This window comes from Pandoraea bronchicola, assembly GCF_902459805.1.
Classification (GTDB): domain Bacteria; phylum Pseudomonadota; class Gammaproteobacteria; order Burkholderiales; family Burkholderiaceae; genus Pandoraea; species Pandoraea bronchicola.
This window is the reverse complement of record NZ_CABPST010000001.1, coordinates 452,549-474,239: the sequence shown is the minus strand read 5'-3', so window position 1 is coordinate 474,239 and position 21,691 is coordinate 452,549. Positions and strand designations below refer to the sequence as shown.

The window sequence follows — 21,691 nt, the reverse complement described above, 5'->3', positions numbered from 1 at the left end:
GCGCGGGGGAAGAGGGGGCAAAAAGCCCACAGCCAATGGTCAACAGGCAATGGGCTCGCCAGCCAGGGGCGCCACGCACGGGTGCGGCCCGCGTTGTTCGAGAGCATGACACCGAACACGAGTCGACGCAGAGGAGACGGGGCGAGGTGCGCCCGGGGGAGGTGCGCCGCCAGCGACGGGAGTCGCGGCACGGGTAAGATGCGCGTGATGCCGCCCGTCGCCGGGCGCGCCCGTTCCCGCCATCGCCATGACCCTCCGCAATAACTGGCCGAGTTTCAAGAAGCTGCCGTATCCGGTGTATTTCCGGTACGACGAGTTCGACGCCCAGACGGCGTGGCTGCCGCATCGTCACGACTGGGGAACGCTCAATTACGTCGCGAATGGCGTGATGCAGTTGGAGATCGAGGGAACCCGGCTGCTGTCGCCGCCGCAATATGCCGTGTGGGTTCCGCCGAAGGCCGCGCACGCGAGCTTCAACGCGCATGCGGTGATTTACCGGTCGGTGTACATCGACGCGTCACTCGCGAGCGTGCTCCCCGCGAACGTCGCCACCTTGCGAATCAGCGCTCTGCTGCGGGCGATCCTGTCCGATTTCGCCGAGCGAGGCGTGGCATGTCCGCGCACCGAGGCCGACCGTCGTCTCGCGCAGGTGCTTATCGATCAGCTGGCGCTCGCCCCGGCCGAGCCGCGTTTCTTGCCGCTGGCCAGATCCCCGTCACTGGCGCGTGTGCTGGAGGCATTACAGCGCGAGCCTGCCGACAACCGCACGCTCGCCGCGTGGGCCGAAACCGTCTCCATGACGGAGCGCACGCTGGCGCGCCATTGCCGCACGGAGTTGGGGATGACGTTGGGGCAGTGGCGGCAGCGCATGCGCTTTCTGCGCGCCATCGAGGGGTTGGAGGCGGGGCGCACCGTCAAGTCGATTGCGCTCGATCTGGGATACGCGACGCCTTCCGCCTTTATCGAGATGTTCGCGCGCCAGTCGGGACTGACGCCGCAGCAGTTCCGGCGTCAGGCGATTCCGGGCGCGGCAGGACACGATCCGGCGTGATACCGGATCGCCTCCCGATTGGCAGTTACCGCTTGAACGCCAGCAACTGCGCGCCCTCCGGCACCTGATCGCCGACGGCGTACAGCACCTCTTCGATCTCCCCGTCGGCCGGCGCGCTGATGGTGTGCTCCATCTTCATCGCCTCCATCACGAGCAGCGGCGCGCCTTTCTCGACCTTCGTGCCGGCCGGCGCGAGTACCGCAATGACCTTGCCCGGCATGGGCGCCGTCAACCGGCCCTCACCGCCTTCCTGGGCGCCTGCCTGTGCCAGCGGGTCATGCCAGCGCAGCGTCCACGACAGGCCATCCGCGAAGACGTGGGCGGTCTGCTGCTCGAAGTCGACGTGACCTTGCACGCGCCGCTCGCCGAGCGTCACGCGGTAAACCCCGCCGTCGTGAGCGTAGCGATACGGATAGGTCTGCCCGTCGACCGTCAGCGTGCTGGCCTGCGCACCGCTCGTGAGAATGACGTCAAGACGCGTCTCGCCATGATCGAACGACAGGGTGCGCTGGTAATCGCCGTTCAGACGCCAGCCGGTGGCGAGTTGCCACGGCGAGTGATGGTCGATGCTGTCCTGATACTTGCGGCGCCCGATCACGGCTTCGCGACCGAGCTGTGCGGCCACAGCCAGCGCCAGCGTGGTCGCGGGCACCGGGGCGGCCGCCGGGAACAGCGTGTCGCGATGGCGCTCGATCAGACCGGTGTCGAGATCGGCGCCGGCGAACGGTTCGCTGGCGACCAGGCGTCCGAGGAAGGCGATGTTCGTCTGCACACCGACCACGCGGTACTGACCCAGCGCGCGGCGCATGCGCGCGAGCGCTTCGTCGCGGTCCTGTCCCCACACGATCAGCTTGGCGATCATCGGATCGTAGAACGGCGAGATGGTGTCGCCTTCGCGCACGCCCGAGTCGATGCGCACGGCGGCCGGTGTCGCCGCCCCGCCGATCTCGAATTGAACCGCCGCGGGCGGGCGCAGTGTAGAAAGCGTGCCCGTCGACGGCAGGAAGTTGTTGTCCGGGTTTTCCGCGTAGATACGCGCTTCGAGCGCATGGCCGTGAATGCGCAACGCTTCCTGCTTGCGGGGCAGCACTTCGCCTGCAGCCACGCGCAATTGCCACTCCACCAGATCGAGTCCCGTGATCATTTCCGTGACCGGGTGCTCGACTTGCAGGCGCGTGTTCATCTCCATGAAGTAGAACGAGCCGTCCTGATTGGCGATGAACTCCACCGTACCGGCACCGACATAGCCCACGGCGCGCGCGGCGTTGCAGGCGGCTTCGCCCATCGAACGGCGGCGCTCGTCGGTCATGCCCGGTGCGGGCGCTTCTTCCAGCACTTTCTGGTGACGGCGTTGCACCGAGCAGTCGCGCTCGAACAGATAGACGCAGTTGCCGTGCGTGTCGGCGAACACCTGAATCTCAATGTGACGCGGACGCGTCAGGTACTTCTCCACGAGCACGCGCTCATCGCCGAAGCTGCTCGCCGCTTCGCGCTGGCACGACGCGAGCGCGGCGCGGAAATCCTCGCTGCGCTCCACCACGCGCATGCCCTTGCCGCCACCGCCTGCGCTGGCCTTGAGCAGCAAGGGGTAGCCGATCTCGTCGGCGCGTGCGTGCAGGAAGGCGGCGTCCTGATTGTCTCCGTGATAGCCGGGGACCAGCGGGACGGCCGCGCCTTCCATGAGCGTCTTGGCGGCGCTCTTGCTGCCCATCGCATGGATGGCGCCGACCGGCGGGCCGATGAAGACGATGCCCGCCTCGTGGCATGCGGCAGCGAACGCCTCGTTCTCTGACAAGAAGCCGTAGCCCGGGTGGATGGCTTGCGCGCCGGTGGCCTTGGCGGCGTTGATGATGGCGTCGATGCGCAGGTAACTGTCGCGCGCGGCGGCACCGCCCACGTGTACCGCTTCGTCGCACACGGCGACATGTTTGGCGTGCGCGTCGGCGTCGGAATAAACGGCCACGGTGCGAATGCCCAGGCGTGCGGCCGTTGCCGCGACGCGACAGGCGATTTCGCCGCGGTTGGCGATGAGGATCTTGTCGAACATATTGCCTCCGGAAAATGATCGATTGGGGCGGCGCTTGCACCTCGGACCTGCACCTTGCACCTCCGCTTGTGACGGAGGGCCGCGGCACTTGCGCCATTCTCGTTGCTATCCAACTTCGCCGCCACGGCGGATCGTCTTCTGCGATCTCGTTGCCGTCGCGGCGCTTAATCTGTCAACACCTTCTTCAACGCCAGCCCGTTGTCATGCAGAACGCACTCAGTGCGTGGCGCAGGCCGTGAGGCCATCGCACTCGCCGGCATCGGCGGCGCCGAGCTTTTCCTCGGTCGAGGTGCGCATGCCAAGGCGCGCGAGCAACGCGCGGTCATGTTCGGCTTGCGGGTTCTGCGTGACGAGCAGCTTCTCGCCGTAAAACATCGAGTTGGCCCCGGCAAGGAAGCACAGCGATTGCAGGGCGTCGTCCATCATCTCGCGACCCGCCGACAAACGCACCATCGCGCGCGGCATCGTAATGCGCGCCACCGCGATCATGCGAACGAAATCGAACGGATCGACGTTCTCGTTGTGTTCGAGCGGCGTGCCTTCGACCTTCATCAGATTGTTGATGGGCACCGACTCGGGATACGGCGACATGTTGGCCAGTTGCGCGATGAGGCCGGCGCGCTCGCGGCGTGTCTCACCCAGCCCGACGATACCGCCGCAGCAGACCTTCAGCCCGGCGTCGCGGACTCGGGCGAGCGTGTCCAGACGGTCCTGATAAGTGCGCGTGGTGATGATCTGGCCGTAGAACTCGGGCGACGTATCGAGGTTGTGGTTGTAGTAATCGAGACCGGCCTCGCGCAACTGTTCGGCCTGTCCGTCACGCAGCATGCCGAGCGTGACGCACGTCTCCAGACCCAGCGCCTTGACGCTGCGCACCATCTCGCCCACGGCGTCGACCTGATGGGGCTTCGGGCTGCGCCACGCGGCGCCCATGCAGAAACGGGTGGCGCCGGCGTCCTTGGCGCGCTGCGCGGCGGCAACGACTTCCTCTACCGGCATGAGCTTCTCGGCTTCCACGCCAGTGTCGTAGCGTGCCGATTGCGGGCAATACGAGCAGTCCTCCGGACAGCCGCCCGTCTTGATCGAGAGGAGCGTCGAGAGCTGTACCGCATTGGCGTCGAAGTGTTCGCGATGCACCTGCTGTGCGCGGAAGATCAGATCGTTGAACGGCAGCGCGAAGAGCGCCTCGATCTCGGTGACGGTCCAGGGCTTGTCGTTGCGGCGCAGCGCTTCGTCGTGTCCGTGAGCGGCGGTGTGGGCGTGAACTTGCATGGTGTGATTCCTTGAATTCGGTATGTCGGGGGGGATGTCGCGCGATAGGGGATCGCGCGCTCAGGGGGCGGTGTGCGGGCGCGTCGTCAGCGACGCCTCCACCGCACGAGGCCGTGTCGTGTCGACCAGCGGGGCAATGTCGAGATAGCCGGATGCCGTCGCTGCGTCGGGGTGTGGCAGATGCGGCACGCGCCCGAGCAGCGGCGCGGACAATCGTGCCGCAATCGCGTCGACGTTTGCCTCCACGTGGCGCATGTCGGGATCGACGTGATTGGCGACCCAGCCCGCGAGCGTGAGTCCGCGCGACGCAATGGCTTCGGCAGTGAGCAGTGCGTGGCTGATGCAACCCAGCCGCAGGCCGACCACGAGAATCACCGGCAGGCCGAGTTGACGCGCCAGATCGGCGGTATCCGGCGCGCTCGCGTCGGGACCGAGTGGCACGCGAAAACCGCCTACGCCCTCGACGATCACAAGGTCGGCGCGTGCGGCCACACGCGCATAGCCCGCGCGGATCACGCTGCAATCGAGGGCAATGCCTTCGGCGGCCGCCGCGATGTGCGGCGCGGTCGCGTCCTTGAGCACGTACGGGCAATACCAGTCGTCCGGCAGCTTCAGGTTGCTCGCCCGATGCAACTGCTCGACGTCGTCGTTGACGAAGCGCCCGTTGTGCTCGGAGGCGCCCGCCGCAACCGACTTGAGCCCCGCGCACACCAGCCCGCGACGCGCAGCCGCATGCAGCAACGCGGACGAGACGAGCGTCTTGCCGATCTCGGTGTCGGTGCCGGTGACGAAGAACGCGTGACGGGCTGGCGCCGGTCGTTCGGCGGGGGCTTCGGAGGCAGCGATAAGGTTCCGATCAGCCATGTGCGTGCTCCGTCCAGTCTCGGTCGAGTTGGTTGATGGCGGTGGCCAGCCGCGCGACGTCGTCTGCCGTGTGTGCGGCACTGAGCGTCACGCGCAGGCGCGACGTGCCCGGTGCGACGGTCGGCGGACGGATCGCGGGCACCCACAAGCCGGCTTCCGCGAGGCCCGCCTGGGCGTGCAGCGCCGCAGCGTTTTCGCCGAGGATGATCGGCTGTACAGCCGTCGGCGAGACCATGTGCCGCCAATGCCGCAGCGTGAGCGAATCGCGCAGTTGGGCAATGCGGGCTTGTAACGCAGCGCGACGCTCGCGGCCCTCGCTGCCCGCAATCAGGGCAACGCTCGTGAGCAGCGCGTGCGCCTGCGAAGGAGCCGCCGCCGTCGTGAAGATATACGGGCGTGCGCGATTGATGAGCCAGTCGATGACACGATGGTTTGCCGCGACGAACGCCCCGCCGACGCCGGCGGCTTTGCCGAGCGTGCCGATGATGACGAGGTTGGGCGAGCGCAGATCGAAGTGCTCGAATACGCCGCGGCCGTTTTCGCCCACGACGCCGAAGCCGTGCGCGTCGTCCACGATAAGCCACGCGTTGTGCTGTTCGGCAAGCGCGAGCAGTTGCGGCAGCGGCGCGATGTCGCCGTCCATCGAGAACACACCGTCGGTGACGATCAGCTTCGTCTCGGCCGTGCTGGCGGCGAGCAGCGCGGCCAGCGCCTCGACATCGCCGTGAGCGTAGACATGCGTGCGGGCGCGCGACAGCCGTGCACCGTCGATCAACGACGCATGATTGAGTGCCTCGGAGAAGATCTCGGCGTCTTTGCCCGCGAGCGCGGAGATCGTCGCCAGATTGGCCATATAGCCGGTGCAGAAGTACAGCGCGCGGCCGTCGACGAGATGCGGCGACATGAAGTCGCCGAGTGCGGTTTCGAGTTCCGCATGGGCCTGCGAGTGACCGCTGATGAGGTGCGATGCCCCGCTGCCCGCACCGTAGCGACGGGCACCTTCGATGAGCGCTTCGACGACCTTCGGATGGGCGGCCAGACCGAGATAGTCATTGCTGGCGAACGCGAGGACGTCGCGGCCGTCGGCCCGCAAATGCGGCTGGCACGGTGTGGACACCACGCGGTGACGGCGTCGCAGGTGCGCGCGGTCGATCTCCGCAAGTCCGGCGTCGAGGCGAGAGAGCAGGGGATGGGACGTCATGCCGACACCTCCATGCCGTGCGTCATCGTGGCGTCGAACGCCGCGAGCGTTTGTTGTGCGAGCCAGTCGACGGTACCGTCGTCCAGCACATACGGCGGCATCAGATAGACCGTGGCGCCGATGGGGCGCAGCAGCACACCGCGTGCGCGGGCTTCGGTGTAGAAGCGCTTCGCGAAGGCCGCTGCGGCGCCAGACGTATCCGGCAACACCGCATCGAACGCCCAGATCATGCCGCGATGGCGGAAATGCCGGGCGCGCGGGTCGTCTGCGAGCGGGGCGAGCGCCTGCGTGAGACGCGCCGCGCGAACGGCGTTGCGCGCGAGAACGTCGTCGTCGGCAAAGATGTCGAGCGTGGCGAGTGCGGCGCGGCACGCGAGCGGATTGCCGGTGTAAGAGTGCGAGTGCAGGAAGCCGCGAGCGGTGTCGTCGTCGTAGAACGCGTTGTAGATCGCGTCGCGCGAGAGGACCAGCGAGAGGGGCAGATAGCCGCCGCTGATGCCTTTGGACAGCGTGAGCAGGTCGGGCCAGATGCCGGCCTGTTCGCTCGCGAAGAACGTGCCGGTGCGTCCACAGCCGACGGCGATTTCGTCGGCGATCAGATGCGCGCCATGCTGGTCGCATAACGCGCGCACCAACCGCAGGTATTCGGGATCGTGCATCGCCATACCGGCGGCGCACTGTACGAGCGGCTCGACAATGACGGCGGCGACGCGGCCTTCGCGATTGACGAGCAACGCCTCGAGTTCGGCTGCGGCACGGCGCGCTACGTCGACCGGCGTTTCGCCCTCGTGCGCGAGCCGCGCGTCGGGCGAGGCCACCACGTGGGCGTGACGCAGCAGCGGGTCGTAGGCATCGCGGAAAAGCGCGACATCGGTCACGGCGAGCGCGCCAAGGGTTTCGCCGTGATAGCCGTGACGCACGCACACGAATTCACGCTTGTCGCTATGGCCTTGATTGCGCCACGCGTGAAAGCTCATCTTGAGGGCGATCTCGACGGCGGAAGCGCCGTCGGACGCAAAGAAGGCATGGCCCAGCACGCCACCGGTCAATGCCGACAGCCGCTCGGCCAGTGCCACGACCGGCTCGTGCGTGAAGCCTGCGAGCATCGCGTGCTCGAGACGGCCGAGCTGATCCACGAGCGCCGCGTTGATGCGCGGGTTCGCATGGCCGAACAGATTGACCCACCATGAACTGATGGCGTCGAGGTAACGCTCGCCGCCGGTATCGACGAGCCAGGGGCCCTCGCCGTGAGACAGCGCGACGAGGGGCAGCTTTGCCTGTTGCTTCATCTGCGTGCAGGGGTGCCAGACCTGTCGCAGACTGCGCGCGGCGAGATCGCCGGGACCGGCGGGGGGGCGCGGGGAGGCGTCCATCATTGACTCCTTGGTTGGCCGCGACGGGCGACGCTCGCACGGGGACGTGCGTCGTCCGTCCGGCTGGCCGGTGGCGGGCGTCGCGTTTGGCGCTGCCGCACGGGGCCGGAGGTGGGGGATGGGCGCATGGTAGGCAAAGCGTTTTGGCAGGGCAATAGGCGGAATTGGCGCAAAAAATCGCTGGTTTATGTGCCGTAGCAAGACGTTATCGATAATTTCGTAAAACCCGCCGATAACGTTGCGGCATCTCCGCCGTCAGCCCTCCTCAAAAAAATTTGTAACCGATGATGCGTGCTGGCGCTCGCGGCGGGCTCAGGACGCCGCGCGCCACGACGGCGAGCGCTTCTCAAGGAACGAACGAACCCCTTCGCGGCCTTCGTCCGACGCGCGAATGGTCGCAATGCGCTCCGCCGTCTCGGCGATGGCGTTCTCATCGATGGCGCGGCTCGCGAAGTCCTGCACCAGGCGTTTGCACTCCTTCACGGCGTTCGGGCTGTTATCGGCGAGCGCCTTGGCGAGCGCCTGTACGGTGTTATCGAGCGCGTCTGCGGTAACGACTTCGTGGACGAGACCATGCCGTTGTGCCGTCGACGCGGTGAAGCGTTCGGCCGTGAGGAAGTAGCGGCGCGAGGCCGCTTCGCCGAGGGCGCGAATGACATAGGGGCCGATCGTGGCCGGCATCAGACCCAGCTTGGCTTCGGACAGGCAGAAGTGCGCGGTGTCCACGGCGACGACGATATCGGCCACTGCCGCCAGACCCACGCCGCCGGCGTAGGTGTCGCCCTGCACGCGGGCGATCACCGGCTTCGGGCAGCGGTAGATGGTATTGAGCATGACGGCCAGCGTCATCGCGTCGGCACGGTTCTCGGCATCCGAGTAACCGGCCATCTTCTTCATCCAGTTCAGGTCGGCGCCGGCGCAGAAGGCGACACCTTCGGCAGCGAGCACGATGACGCGCACGTCGTCGTTCGTGGCGAGCGCACGAAACGCGCCCGTCAATTCCTCGATGACCGTTTCGTTGAAGGCGTTACGCACGTCCGGACGATTGAGCGTGATCGTGGCGACGTGGGCATCGACGCTGAGTTTTAGCGTGGCGAGATTCATGACGTGGAATTCCTCGATGGACCGGTGCAGGCGGTTACATGCGGAACAGGCCGAAGCGCGTTTCCGGAATCGGCGCATTGAGCGAGGCCGACAGGCCCAGTCCGAGCACGGTGCGGGTGTCGGCGGGGTCGATCACCCCGTCGTCCCAAAGGCGGGCGCTCGCATAGTACGGGTGCCCCTGGCGCTCGTACTGATCGCGGATCGGCTGTTTGAAGGCATCTTCCTCGCCGGCGCTCCACTGACCGCCCTTGGCTTCGATGCCGTCGCGCTTGACCGTCGCCAGCACCGACGCGGCCTGCTCGCCGCCCATCACCGAGATGCGGGCGTTCGGCCACATCCACAGGAAACGCGGGGAGTACGCACGGCCGCACATGCCGTAGTTACCGGCGCCGAACGAGCCGCCGATAATGACCGTGAACTTCGGCACGTTCGCGGTGGCGACGGCCGTCACCATCTTCGCGCCGTGCTTCGCAATGCCCTCGTTTTCGTACTTGCGTCCGACCATGAAGCCGGTGATGTTCTGCAGGAAGATCAGCGGGATCTTGCGCTGGCAGCACAGCTCGATGAAGTGCGCGCCCTTTTGCGCGGACTCAGAGAAGAGAATGCCGTTGTTCGCGACGATGCCGACCGGATAGCCCCACAGATGCGCAAAGCCGCACACGAGTGTGGTGCCGTAGCGCGCCTTGAACTCGTCGAATTCGGAGCCGTCGACCAGACGCGCGATCACTTCGCGCACGTCGAACGGTTTCTTCGTGTCGGACGGGATGACGCCGTACAGTTCGCGGGCATCGTACTTCGGCTCGACGGGCGGTCTGAGCGCGACGGTCGCCGGCTTCTGACGATTGAGGTTGGCGGCGATGCTGCGCGCAATGGACAGCGCGTGTGCATCGTTCTGCGCGAAGTGATCCACCACGCCCGACAGACGTGTGTGGACGTCGGCGCCGCCGAGGTCCTCGGCGCTGACTTCCTCACCGGTTGCGGCTTTCACGAGCGGCGGGCCGCCGAGGAAAATCGTGCCCTGTTCCTTGACGATGATCGACTCGTCGCTCATCGCCGGCACGTAGGCGCCACCGGCCGTACACGAACCCATCACCACGGCGATCTGCGGAATGCCCTGTGCGGACATCTGCGCCTGGTTGTAGAAAATGCGGCCGAAGTGATCGCGGTCGGGGAAGACGTCGTCCTGATTCGGCAGGTTGGCGCCGCCCGAATCGACCAGATAGATACACGGCAGATGGTTCTGCTCGGCGATCTCCTGCGCGCGCAGATGTTTCTTGACGGTCATCGGGTAGTAGGTGCCGCCCTTGACCGTGGCGTCGTTGCAGACGATCACGCATTCCTGACCCGAGACACGTCCGATACCGGTGATGATGCCGGCGCCGGGGGCATCGTCGTGATACATGCCGATGGCGGCGAGCTGCGAGAGTTCGAGAAACGGCGAGCCCGGATCGAGCAATTGCTGGACACGCTCGCGCGGCAGCAGCTTGCCGCGGCCGACGTGCTTTTTGCGTGCAGCCTCACCGCCGCCACCGGCCAATTGGGCCACCCGTTCGCGCAGGTCGTCGACCAGGGTCTGCATCGCGGCCGCGTTGCGTGCAAAGTCTTCGCCGCGCGGGTTGAGTTTGCTTTCGAGAATCGGCATGTGACGAAATCCGGTGGAGAGTGAGTTGTCGTTGAATTCGTTATCGGTACGTGCGTGAACGTGTTTGAGCGTGTGTGAGCGTCTGCCCGCGCGGTCTCAGTCGAACAGGTCGCCGTCGAGGTAGCGCCAGCGGCCGTCGTCCGAGCGCTCGAAGCGGCTGCGCTCGTGCAAGCGGTGGGCGCGTCCGCCGATCTTGTAGCGAGCGACGAATTCGACCTCGGCGTGGCTGTCGTCGCGTTGCTGATGCGCCCTGATCTGAAGGCCGAGCCACTGCGGCGCGTCGTCGAAATCGAGCGTGGCGGGACGCGTGCGCGCCGCCCACGTGTCGAGCAGATACGGCGCGTTGTGACGCACGAACGCCGTGTAACGCGAGCGCATCAGCGCTTCGGCCGTGGGGGGAATGTCGCCGCGCTCAAGATAGCGCCCGCAGCAGTCTTCGAACGCGAGTCCGCCGCAAGGGCAGGCTTCGCGCCCGGGGTTCTGTGTCGCGGTGCTGCGCGCCGGTTGGGGTCTTGCCATTGTGTGTCTTGCCTTGTTGTCAGATCTTGCCTTGCTTCAGACAGGCCTCGACCTGCAAGAAGCGATCGAAGCCCCAGAACGGTTCGCCGTCCACGATCACGAACGGCGATCCGAAGACACCGCGCGCGATGGCCAGATCGATTTCAGCCTTGAGGTGGTCCTTGGCGGCGGGGGAGTGCATGCCGACGTCGAGCGCCGCACCGTCGATGCCGAGGGCTTCGCCCAGGCGCACAAGTTCGGCCGGGTCGCCGATGTTCACGTCGTCGACGTACAGCGCCTGGAAGATCGACTTCGCGAACTCCGCCGACAGATCGCCGCCGCGATGGTCCTGCACCCAAAGCACGGCGCGCTCGGCGGCTTGCGTCGGGATCGGGAAGTGCGTCGGTCGCTTGTACGCGATGCCGTGAAAGCGCGCCGTGCGCTCCACGTCGTGTCGCAGATATTCGGTCTTGATCGGATGCTGCACCGGCGCACCCGAGCCGTTCACCTTGTAGACGATGTCGAGCAGGATCGGATGCCACGCGACACCGCGTCCGCTTTTCGCGGCGATGTCGTCGATGCGCGTACTCGCAAAATACCCATACGGGGATGCGAAGTCGAAATAAAAGTCGATGGCGGCCGTCATGTTGGCTCCGTTTCCGAGTGACGTGTCTGGCCCGCGAATCAAAAGATACGGCGGTGTGGCAACAGCTTGTTATTCCGTCTGACGCCGGGCGATCTTTGCCCGATCGTTACCTTGCCTCTTTCTGTGCTCCGTTACCGCACGGAGGGTTCACACTTGCGGCCCGCGACCCTGCGATTACCAGGTGAGTGCGTTGCCGTCGTAATTGAAGAAACCGCCGTTGTGCGTGGCGCGTTCACCCGGCGCGCGGGCGAGTACGCGACGCATGCCGGTCACGCTCGTCTGCACGTCGATGTCGGCGTTCTCGCCCCCCATGTCTGTGCGTACCCAGCCCGGATGCATCGCGACGCATGTGGCGCGCTGCGCTTCGAGCGAGACGGCCTTGACCACCGAATTCACCGCCGCCTTGCTCGCGCGGTAGAGCCAGCTTCCGTTCGACTCCATCAGGGCAATGCTGCCCATGCGGCTCGAGAGAAAGCCGAACGTGCCGCCTGCGGCTTCGACGAACGGCAAGACGAGTGGCGCCGCCTGCATGGCGCCGAGTACGTTCGTGTGGAACACGCGGTCGAACGCTTCCTTCGTGACCGGCGCGAGGCCGGCCGTACGATCCGAATTCACGCCCGCGTTGTAGACGGCAACATTCAGCGCCACGCCGTCGAGCTGCCACGACAGGCCCGAGAGCGATTCGACGCGTGTGACGTCGAGCTTGAGCGGCTCCGCACCCAGTTCGCGCAGGGCCGACAACCCATTGTCGTCACGCGCCGTGGCGAAGACGTGCCATCCGTCCTCGCGATACTGCCGCACGAATTCCATGCCGATGCCGCGCGAAGCACCGATGATGAGCGCAGTTTTCATGACGGGTTTGTCCTTGTCGGTCAGTGCCGGAGTCAGAGGGCGCAAAGCAGCGCGTCAGACGAGTTCGATGGCCATTGCCGTGGCTTCGCCGCCGCCGATGCACAGGCTCGCGACACCCCGTTTGCCGCCGGTCTTGCGCAGCGCGCCGATCAGCGTGACCAGAATACGCGCACCGGACGCACCGATCGGATGACCGAGCGCACACGCGCCGCCGTGAATATTGACCTTCTCGTGCGGCAGATCGAATTCGTGCATCGCGGCCATCGTCACGACGGCGAAGGCTTCGTTGATTTCGTAGAGATCGACGTCTTTCGTCGACCAGCCGGTTTTATCGAACAGCTTGCGCATGGCGCCGATCGGTGCGGTCGTGAACAGGCCGGGCTGTTGAGCGAAGGTGCTATGGCCGGCGATGCGCGCGAGCGGCGTGAGGCCGAGGCGCCTGGCCGTCGATTCGCGCATGAGGACGAGCGCGGCGGCGCCGTCCGAGATCGACGACGAGTTGGCGGCTGTCACGGTGCCGTCCTTGCGGAAGGCGGCCTTGAGGGTCGGAATCTTCTCGGGATTGGCCTTGAGCGGCTGTTCGTCCTGATCGACAACGGTATCGCCCTTGCGGCCGGGGACCGTCACGGGCGTGATTTCCCACGCGAACGAACCGTCCTTGGTCGCGTGCTGGGCGCGTTCGAGCGACGCGATGGCGAAGGCGTCCTGGGCTTCGCGGGTGAACGCGTAACGATCGGCGCATTCCTCGGCAAAGGTGCCCATCAGGCGGCCTTTCTCGTAGGCGTCTTCCAGGCCGTCGAAGAACATGTGGTCGATGACCTGACCGTGCCCCATGCGCATGCCGGTGCGCGCCTTGGGCAACAGATAGGGCGCGTTGCTCATGCTTTCCATGCCGCCGGCGACAACGACATCAGCGCTGCCGGCAACGAGCATGTCGTGCGCGAACATCGCGGCGCGCATGCCGGAGCCGCACATCTTGTTGACGGTCGTCGCACCTGCGCCGAGCGGCAGCCCGGCGCCGAGCGTGGCCTGACGCGCCGGTGCCTGGCCCTGACCGGCAGGCAGCACGCAGCCCATCACCACCTCGTCGACCTGTTCCGGCTTGAGACCGGCGCGCTCGACGGCGGCACGAATGGCGGCGGCACCCAGTTGCGGCGCCGCGACATCGCCGAATACCCCTTGCAGGCCGCCCATCGGCGTGCGGGCGGCGGATACGATAACGATCGGGTCTTGTTGCATGGCAGTCTCCTGTAATCGGTGGCGGGGCTGCCGATCCGTCCTCTCGGACGGGGTTCGTCAGCCCCCGAATATCCAATGCTTCAGTCCTTCCATCGCCCACGCGCCCAGCCTAGGGTCGCCAGCGGTCAGCGGATGTCCGGCTTCGCCGGACGGCGCCGATCGCTTAAGCGCGCGGATTGCGTAATTCGTCCATTGCCGCGACGCAGCGGGCGTAGATACGCGGCAGCGTTTCGAGGCTGTTCACGGACATGCGCAGATCGCGCACCAGCCCGTCGCGCAGACCGTACACCCAGCCATGCACCGTCACAGGTTGATTGCGGGCCCAGGCGTCGCGCAAAACCGTCGTGTGGCAGATATTCACGACCTGTTCGATCGCGTTGAGCTCGCACAGGCGGTCGTGACGCGCATCACGCGAGGGCAGAGCGTCTATCTGGTCGATGTGCTGCTCGTAGACATCGCGCACGTGGCGCAGCCAGTTGTCCACGAGGCCCATCTTGGCGCCGTCGAGCGCCGCGCCCACGCCGCCGCAGCCGTAGTGGCCAACCACCATGATGTGGCGCACCTTCAACACCTCGACGGCGAATTGCAATACCGACAGGCAGTTCAGATCGCTATGCACCACAACGTTCGCGATATTGCGGTGGACGAACACCTCGCCCGGTGCAAGGCCCGTAATCTGGTTGGCGGGCACGCGCGAGTCTGAACAACCGATCCAGAGATATTCCGGGGACTGCAGCTTCGATAGCCGCTCGAAAAATGCGGGATCTTCCGCGTTCACGCTGGCAACCCAGGCGCGATTGTTATCGAGCAGGTGGATGAGAGGTTGGTCTTTGTCTTCGGTCATGATCGTGTCATCCGGCGGGCGTGTCGTGTGCTGGGAGACGTCGCATGCTCAAGCGGCCGCCGCGCGAGGCGGGGTGCTCGTGACACCGCTGCCGGTGCCGTAGCGATTGACGAAACGCAGCGAGACATCGTACGGATAGAAGTCGTGCATCTGTCCGGCTCGCACCCGGTCCTGATGGTCCTGCCACAGGCCGGGGTCGAAGAAATCCGGATGATGCTGGCTCAGAGAGTGCCGCACGCGCGCGTCTCCCGTCAGAAACGTCTCAAACGTCTGCGGAAACACGTCGTGCGGGCCTACACGGTACCAGACTTCCCCCGACATCGCCTCTTCTTCGTTACGCGGTTCCGGCACTCGACGGATGTGGCAATCCGTCAGATATTCCAGTTCGTCGTAGTCGTAGAACACCACCCGGCCGTGACGCGTCACACCGAAATTCTTGTACAGCATGTCGCCCGGGAAAATGTTCGCCGCCATCAGTTCCTTGACCGCATTGCCGTACTCGCGCATGGCGTGGTCGACCTGCGCGTCCGACGCGGTCTGGAGCCACAGATTGAGCGGCGTCATGCGGCGTTCGATATAGCAGTGGCGGATCACGAGTGCGTCGCCATCGACTTCGAGTAGCGAAGGCACTTCGCGCCGCAGGTCGGCGAGCAGGGCATCGTCGAAGCGCGAGAGCGGGAAGGCCACGCTCGAGAACTCCAGCGTATCGGCCATCCGGCCAACGCGATCATGCTGCTTGACCATCAGGTACTTCGCTTTCACGTGCTCGCGCGTGGTCTCCTTGGGCGGCGCGAAGCGCTCGCGAATGAGCTTGAAGACGTACGGATAGGAGGGCAGCGTGAAAACCAGCATCACCAGGCCGGGAATGCCCGGCGCGCTCACGAACTTGTCGCTCGAATGCTTCAGGTGATGCAGAAAATCGCGATAGAACAGGTTCTTGCCGTGCTTTTGCAGACCGATCGACGTATAGATCTCGGCCTTGGGCTTGCCCGGCATGATGGTGCGCAGGAACTGCACGTAGGCCGAGGGCACTTCCATATCGACCAGGAAATACGCGTGCGTGAAGCCGAACACCACGCGCAGCTCGTCACGTCGCAGCAGGACCGTGTCGAGCGTGAGCTTGCCGTTCGCATCGTGCATGATCGGGACGGCGAACGGCGTGGTCACGTCGCCGTTCACGATACGGCCGACGATATAGGCTGCCTTGTTGCGGAAGAACAGCGACGCGAGCACGTGAATCTGGAAATTCGGCGCCGGTTCGAACTCGCCGAACGCCTCTTCGATGGCACGCTTCACGTAGCCGACGTCGCGCGAAAGGTCGGCGAACGCTCGGGTGAGCTGGAAATTCGTGACGATGCGCGCCAGCGTGGCAGCCATGCCGTCTTGCGCCGGGTAATAGACGCGATAGGTCGGCTTCGCGGCGGGCGCGTCGTTCTCGATGTATTCGGTCGCCACGGCGGGGCGCACGAAGATGAAGCGGTTGTTGAAATACGAGCGGTGCAGGATCTTGCAGCACACCGAGTTGAAAAACGTCTCGGCCAACTCGGGCTGACGATGCTCCGTGAGCAAGCCAATGTAGTGCAGCTTCACTTGCTTCCAGACATCGTCGTCGAGCGACTGGGCGTCGAACTCGTCTTCCAGCGTCACGGTGCATTCGCGCACGCGTTCGTCGTAATAGGCGATGCGATCGCGCTGGAGCTTCCGGATGCCCGTGAAGTCGCCCGCCTCGAAACATGCCTGCGCCGCGACACATACCTCGCGGAAGATGCGGTAATGCTTGTCGAAGCCGTCCAGCATCGTGCGGGCGACGTCGAAAGCAAACTGCGACGACAGGAGTTTCGGGAAGTGATTCATACCGGTCGGGACAGGCGCAGGGGCTTTTCCTTGCAGGCTCGGTGAATTGTAGCGCTGCGGCCTGCGCCTGAATGTCCGTCGTGGATTGCGTTGGGTTACAGGGTTTCCGCGAACAGTTCGCGGCCGATCAGCATGCGGCGGATCTCCGACGTGCCCGCGCCGATTTCGTAGAGCTTCGCGTCGCGCCACAGACGGCCGACCGGGTACTCGTTGATATAGCCGTTGCCGCCCAGAATCTGGATCGCTTCACCGGCCATCCACGTCGCCTTTTCGGCGGTGTACAGAATCACGCCTGCGCAGTCCTTGCGCACCTGGCGCACGTGATCGCTGCCGAGCGACTCGAGCTGACGGCCCACCGCGTACAGGTACGCACGGCTCGCCTGCAGGATCGTGTACATATCGGCGACCTTGCCCTGAATGAGCTGGAATTCGCCGATCGACTGGCCGAACTGCTTGCGGTCGTGGATGTAGGGCACGACCACGTCCATGGCGGCCTGCATGATGCCCAGCGGGCCGCCGGCGAGCACGGCGCGCTCGTAGTCGAGGCCGCTCATGAGCACCTTCACACCGCCGCCGACCTGGCCGAGCACGTTCTCTTCCGGGACTTCCACGTTCTCGAACACCAGCTCACCCGTGTGCGAGCCGCGCATACCGAGCTTGTCGAGCTTTTGCGCGACCGAGAAGCCCTTCATGCCCTTTTCCACGAGGAACGCGGTCATGCCGCGCGCACCGGCTTCCGGATCGGTTTTGCCGTAGACGACCAGCGTGTCGCAATCCGGGCCGTTCGTGATCCACATTTTGGTGCCGTTGAGCACGAAACGGTCGCCGCGCTTCTCGGCGCGCAGCTTCATGCTGACGACGTCCGAGCCAGCATTCGGCTCACTCATCGCGAGCGCGCCGATGTGCTCGCCGGACACCAGCTTCGGCAGGTACTTCGCCTTTTGTGCTGCAGTGCCGTTGCGATGAATCTGGTTGACGCAGAGGTTCGAGTGCGCGCCGTACGACAGGCCAATCGATGCCGACGCGCGCGAGATTTCCTCCATCGCGATCATGTGGGCCAGATAGCCCATGTTCGCGCCGCCGTACTCTTCCGAGACCGTCATGCCGAGCACGCCGAGGTCGCCCATCTTGCGCCAGAGATCCATCGGGAACTGGTCCGTGCGGTCGACTTCGCCGGCGCGCGGGGCGATTTCCTTGGACGCGAAGTTCGCGACCGATTCGCGCAGCATGTCGAGGTCTTCGCCGAGCATGAAATTGAGGCCGGGCAACGTAGTCATGACACAGTCTCCAGAGGGTGGCGCGTGGCGGCTCGCCCGCGCTGATGTTCGATGATGTTTCGAGAGGCGTTGATTCGGTGAATCGGGTGCGGCGGCACTCAGCGAGTCGTGGACGCCGGGGGCGTGGCCGCCAGCACGAACAGCGTTTGCTGCATCAGGGCGCATAGCGTCCATTGGCCGTTCTCGACGACGAACAGTTCGGCCGTGGCGATGATGAGTGTGCGTCCGGCTTTCACGACCTGACCGCGTCCGACCAGTGTATCGCCCTTGCCGGGTGCAAGAATGTTCAGTTTGTATTCCGCCGTGACCAGTTCCTTATCGGGCGTGATACAGGTGTAACCGGCGTAGCCGCCCGCCGAGTCGGCGATGGCCCCGATAACGCCACCGTGGAAATAGCCGTGCTGCTGGTTGACTCTGTCCGAGAACGGCAGAGAGATTTCGCAGTGACCCTCGGCAAGATGCGAGAGTTGTGCGCCCCAATGCGTCATCACGCCCTGTTTGTCGAAGCTGGCGCGAATTTTCGCGGCGACGGCGTCGGCGAGCGGGGCAGCGTGAGAGACCGGAGTGTTGACCATAATGGGAGCAAAAGCGCCGACAAGGCTGGGTTCGAAGATACTACTTTACGTTTACGTAAACGTAAAGTAAGGGGTTTCCTGAATCTGAAAATGGCGTCGTCGGGGGGAGGGGGAGGCCCGCCGGACCGGGCGCAAGCCGGACAGCGGACAGAGCGGACAGCGGGCGGTGGCGGCGGGGTAAGGCGTCGCGAATCAGTGCGACGCTGCGGTGGCTTTCGTACGACGGGTAATGGAGGCCGGCGCCGCCTCGCCCGCAGCCTCGAGCAAGGCGAGGCATTGGGCTTCGTGTTGCGCGACTTCGTCGAGCGTGGCGTGAAGGTCTTCGAGTTGCTGTTCGAGCACTTGCCGGTGTTGCGAGAGCGTATCGAGGAACACCTTGAGCTGGGGCACCGTATCCTTGGGCGACTCGTAGAGATCGAGAATGGTCTTGATTTCCGAGAGCGTGAGGCCGAGACGCTTGCCGCGCAGCGTGAGCTTGAGGCGTGTGCGATCCTGACCGGTGTAGACGCGATGGCGTCCGCCGGGGCCTTCGCGGGCGGGGGTGAGCAAACCCTGATCCTCATAGAAGCGGATCGCGCGGGGGGTGATGTCGAACTCGCGGGCGAGGTCGGTGATCGTGTATGTGAGCATCGGGTTAAGCAAGTGCTTACCATTGCAGATAGAATTGCCGTTTACGTTAGCGTCAACTTGCATCGTATGCAATCGGTGACGGCGTCAACCTGACAACAAGAGAACAAGCCCATCTGGAGCGTGGCCCCCCGTGAATGCCCTCGAACAACAACTGAACTATCCCCTTGGCGATTTCCTTCCGGATGGCGGCACGGTGCACGAGGTGGTGCCGGGTGTCTTCTGGGTACGCATGCCGTTGCCGTTCGTGCTCGACCACATCAACCTGTGGCTGCTGCGCGATGAGGTGAATGGCGTCAAAGGCTGGACGGTGGTCGATTGCGGCATCACGCATCCGCAGATCAAGGCGTACTGGGAGCAAGTGTTCGACAGCGCGCTGGGCGGCGAGCCGGTACTGCGCGTCGTCGTCACGCATTGCCACCCCGACCATCTCGGCCTTGCGCACTGGATCTGCAAGGGCGGCGACAAGCAGCGCTGGGAAGCCCGGCTTGCCATGTCGCTGGGCGACTACGCGTGGGGCCGTCTCATGTCGGAGGGCGACAACAACAACGCGGCCAATGCAGGGGGCGATTTCGCGGTAACGCACTTCATCGCGCATGGCCTCGCCGACGAAGCGATGATCGACCAGATCCGCAACCGGAAAAGCTACTTCAGCGATCTCGTGCCCGAAGTGCCATCGCGCTACTTCCGCTTGCGCGATGGCGATACGCTGCGCATCGGTGGCAGCGATTGGCGCCTGATCGCGGGCTACGGCCACTCGCCGGAACATATGGCGCTGTACTCAGAGCAGCACAACGTGCTGATCTCCGGAGACATGGTGCTGCCGCGCATCTCGACCAACGTCAGCGTGTTCGACATCGAGCCCGAAGCCAACTCGCTGCAACTGTTTCTCGACTCGCTGGGCGTCTATCTCGAGCTGCCCGCCGATTGCCTCGTGCTGCCCTCGCACGGCCGGCCGTTTACCGGATTGCATACGCGCATTCATCAACTGCGCGATCACCACGCCGCGCGGTTGCAGGAAGTGCGCGAGGCGTGCGCAAGGTCGCCGCAGAGCGCGGGCGACATTGTGCCCATCATGTTCCATCGCAAGCTCGATGCGCATCAGACAACCTTCGCCATGGGCGAAGCGCTCGCGCACTTGCACATGCTCTGGCGTGCAGGAGAACTCACGCGTGAGCGTGATGCGAAGGGCGTCTGGCGCTTCTCTCCCGTCGCATCTCCCGTCTCGTCTCCGGTCTGATTCGGCTGCAATGAAAAATGCCCCGGTGACCTGCGTCACCGGGGCATTTTCCATGGGGTTGCGAGTGCGATGTCAGGCGTGCTGTGCCGACGCCGGAGCATGCCGGCCGTCGCGGCCCAGCAAGCCGTATGTCACCAGACTGATCGATACGGTCAGCAGAATGTAATACGCCGGGGCCAACGGGTTTTCCGTCGCCTTGATGAGATACGTGATCCAGAAGGGCGCGAGGCCGCCGAACAGCATCACCGAGAGGTTGTAGAGAATCGACACGCCCGTCGAACGCACGCCGACCGGGAACACTTCGGTGACCGCCGTCGGGAACGCGCCCCACACGAAGCCCATGCAGATGGCCGGGAGAATTTGCGCGAGCAGCAGATTGCTCATCGACGGCGAGCCGTGCAGGCGCGTGAACATCCAGAACGACACCAGACCGTAGAGCAGCACGAACAGCAGAATCAGCGGCTTGCGCCCGACGCGATCCGAAATCCACCCGGTGATCGGGCACATCACGGCGATCAGGATGGCGGCGATGAACGTCGACAGGCTTGCGGCGCCCTGCGTCAGTCCCAACTGCTTGACCGCGTAGATCGGTGTGTAGATCAACGTCACGTAGAACGACGTCGTCGCCGCGACCGTCAGGCCGAAGCCTGCGATGAGTGAACGATAGTGCTTCGAGAAGACATCGGCGAGCGGTGTGCGGCGGGTCGGTTCACGCGCGGCGGCGTAGGCCAGAAACTCCGGCGACTCCGTCATGCGGCGTCGAATGTAAAAACCCACGGGCCCGATCAGAATCCCGAACAGGAAGGGCAGACGCCAGCCCCACGATTCGAGTGCTTCCTTCGTCAGCCCGGTGTTGAGCGCATAGGCGCACAGCCCGGCGAGCGCCACGGCCAATGCCTGCGAGCACATCTGAAAGCTGCCGTAGAAACCGCGCAGATGGGGCGGAGAGAACTCGATGAGCATGGCCGTCGAACCGCCGAATTCCCCGCCCGCCGAGAAGCCCTGAATCACGCGCGCGAGCAGAATCAGCAGAGGTGCGGCGAAGCCGATGGTCGCGTATGTCGGCGCAATGCCAATCAGGCCCGTGCCAAGCGCCATGAGCAGCACCATGACAGAGAGCGCCGACTTGCGCCCGGCGTGATCGGCGTACAAACCGAACGCGAGGCCGCCGATGGGACGGAAGAAGAACGCCACGCCTAGCGACGCCACACTCGCGAGCAGCGAGTTCGTATCGTTTTCTGCGGGGAAGAAGAGTTTTGCGATGACGACGGCGAAAAGACCGTAGACGGTGAAGTCGAACCACTCGAATGCATTGCCCAGCGTGGAACCGATCACGGCTTTACGGCGCAATGCCGGATCGATGACCGGTGCGCCGGTGGGGGTTGCCTGCATATACCTCTCCTGCTTGGTTGGGAGTGCCGCAGTCGGATCGGTATGCGATGTAACGCCCTTCGGCATACGTCCGCTCTTTTGCGGCAAGACCGG

19 protein-coding genes are annotated in these 21,691 nt (G+C 64.9%); 2 read left to right on the top strand and 17 right to left on the bottom strand.

The annotated features are described in order from the left end of the window. The first annotated feature begins 247 nt into the window (after nt 1-247). On the top strand, nt 248-1,051 hold the full coding sequence (locus PBR20603_RS02145) for an AraC family transcriptional regulator (RefSeq protein WP_150557887.1): 804 nt from the start codon (nt 248-250) through the stop codon (nt 1,049-1,051). A gap of 25 nt (nt 1,052-1,076) precedes the next feature. On the opposite strand, the gene PBR20603_RS02140 is transcribed toward PBR20603_RS02145, so the two are convergent. The 16 genes from PBR20603_RS02140 to PBR20603_RS02065 all read right to left on the bottom strand — a co-directional run bounded on the left by PBR20603_RS02140 (nt 1,077) and on the right by PBR20603_RS02065 (nt 18,969). Next, nucleotides 1,077-3,098 (bottom strand): acetyl/propionyl/methylcrotonyl-CoA carboxylase subunit alpha, encoded by a 2,022-nt coding sequence (locus PBR20603_RS02140; RefSeq protein ID WP_150557886.1) that lies wholly within the window; start codon nt 3,096-3,098, stop codon nt 1,077-1,079. A 216-nt stretch (nt 3,099-3,314) separates the two neighbouring features. Continuing rightward, nucleotides 3,315-4,370: a biotin synthase BioB gene (bioB, locus tag PBR20603_RS02135; protein ID WP_150557885.1), complete on the bottom strand. Its 1,056-nt coding sequence runs from the start codon at nt 4,368-4,370 to the stop codon at nt 3,315-3,317. A gap of 60 nt (nt 4,371-4,430) precedes the next feature. Then, nucleotides 4,431-5,234 (bottom strand): dethiobiotin synthase, encoded by an 804-nt coding sequence (gene bioD / locus PBR20603_RS02130; RefSeq protein WP_150557884.1) that lies wholly within the window; start codon nt 5,232-5,234, stop codon nt 4,431-4,433. Continuing rightward, entirely contained in the window at nt 5,227-6,435 is a 1,209-nt protein-coding gene (bioF, locus tag PBR20603_RS02125; RefSeq protein ID WP_150557883.1) for an 8-amino-7-oxononanoate synthase, read from the bottom strand. Before bioF ends, bioD begins: the two co-directional genes overlap by 8 nt. Further along, nucleotides 6,432-7,808 (bottom strand): adenosylmethionine--8-amino-7-oxononanoate transaminase, encoded by a 1,377-nt coding sequence (bioA, locus tag PBR20603_RS02120; protein ID WP_150558295.1) that lies wholly within the window; start codon nt 7,806-7,808, stop codon nt 6,432-6,434. The genes bioF and bioA overlap by 4 nt, the downstream gene beginning before the upstream one ends. A 312-nt stretch (nt 7,809-8,120) precedes the next feature. After that, nucleotides 8,121-8,912: an enoyl-CoA hydratase/isomerase family protein gene (locus tag PBR20603_RS02115; protein WP_150557882.1), complete on the bottom strand. Its 792-nt coding sequence runs from the start codon at nt 8,910-8,912 to the stop codon at nt 8,121-8,123. Nucleotides 8,913-8,946: 34 nt separating this feature from the next. Further along, nucleotides 8,947-10,554, bottom strand: coding sequence for a carboxyl transferase domain-containing protein (locus tag PBR20603_RS02110; protein ID WP_150557881.1), 1,608 nt, complete (start codon nt 10,552-10,554; stop codon nt 8,947-8,949). A 96-nt stretch (nt 10,555-10,650) separates the two neighbouring features. Beyond that, nucleotides 10,651-11,073 (bottom strand): YchJ family protein, encoded by a 423-nt coding sequence (locus PBR20603_RS02105; protein WP_150557880.1) that lies wholly within the window; start codon nt 11,071-11,073, stop codon nt 10,651-10,653. A gap of 19 nt (nt 11,074-11,092) precedes the next feature. Next, nucleotides 11,093-11,698: a 2-hydroxychromene-2-carboxylate isomerase gene (locus PBR20603_RS02100; protein WP_150557879.1), complete on the bottom strand. Its 606-nt coding sequence runs from the start codon at nt 11,696-11,698 to the stop codon at nt 11,093-11,095. Between the two features lie 174 nt (nt 11,699-11,872). Continuing rightward, on the bottom strand, nt 11,873-12,550 hold the full coding sequence (locus PBR20603_RS02095; protein ID WP_150557878.1) for an SDR family oxidoreductase: 678 nt from the start codon (nt 12,548-12,550) through the stop codon (nt 11,873-11,875). A 54-nt stretch (nt 12,551-12,604) separates the two neighbouring features. Next, nucleotides 12,605-13,789, bottom strand: a complete 1,185-nt coding sequence (locus PBR20603_RS02090; RefSeq protein WP_150557877.1) for an acetyl-CoA C-acetyltransferase — start codon at nt 13,787-13,789, stop codon at nt 12,605-12,607. A gap of 163 nt (nt 13,790-13,952) precedes the next feature. After that, nucleotides 13,953-14,633: a carbonate dehydratase gene (can, locus tag PBR20603_RS02085; RefSeq protein WP_150557876.1), complete on the bottom strand. Its 681-nt coding sequence runs from the start codon at nt 14,631-14,633 to the stop codon at nt 13,953-13,955. 48 nt (nt 14,634-14,681) lie between these two features. Beyond that, the gene (gene aceK / locus PBR20603_RS02080) at nt 14,682-16,487 is read right to left on the bottom strand and encodes a bifunctional isocitrate dehydrogenase kinase/phosphatase (RefSeq protein ID WP_150557875.1); all 1,806 of its coding nucleotides are present in this window, start codon (nt 16,485-16,487) and stop codon (nt 14,682-14,684) included. Nucleotides 16,488-16,582: 95 nt separating this feature from the next. After that, complete coding sequence (locus PBR20603_RS02075; protein WP_150557874.1) at nt 16,583-17,764, bottom strand: isovaleryl-CoA dehydrogenase; 1,182 nt, start codon at nt 17,762-17,764, stop codon at nt 16,583-16,585. Nucleotides 17,765-17,862: 98 nt separating this feature from the next. Next, nucleotides 17,863-18,339 carry a PaaI family thioesterase gene (locus PBR20603_RS02070; protein ID WP_150557873.1) on the bottom strand — a complete coding sequence of 159 codons (477 nt, stop codon included), beginning with the start codon at nt 18,337-18,339 and terminating at the stop codon, nt 17,863-17,865. Between the two features lie 192 nt (nt 18,340-18,531). Continuing rightward, a complete protein-coding gene (locus tag PBR20603_RS02065) occupies nt 18,532-18,969 on the bottom strand; it encodes a MerR family transcriptional regulator (RefSeq protein ID WP_150558294.1) in 438 nt (145 codons plus the stop codon). Nucleotides 18,970-19,099: 130 nt separating this feature from the next. Here PBR20603_RS02065 and PBR20603_RS02060 point away from each other — a divergent pair, with 130 nt between their 5' ends. After that, the gene (locus PBR20603_RS02060; protein ID WP_150557872.1) at nt 19,100-20,206 is read left to right on the top strand and encodes an MBL fold metallo-hydrolase; all 1,107 of its coding nucleotides are present in this window, start codon (nt 19,100-19,102) and stop codon (nt 20,204-20,206) included. Between the two features lie 72 nt (nt 20,207-20,278). On the opposite strand, the gene PBR20603_RS02055 is transcribed toward PBR20603_RS02060, so the two are convergent. Next, complete coding sequence (locus PBR20603_RS02055) at nt 20,279-21,598, bottom strand: MFS transporter (RefSeq protein ID WP_150557871.1); 1,320 nt, start codon at nt 21,596-21,598, stop codon at nt 20,279-20,281. Nucleotides 21,599-21,691 lie beyond the last annotated feature (93 nt).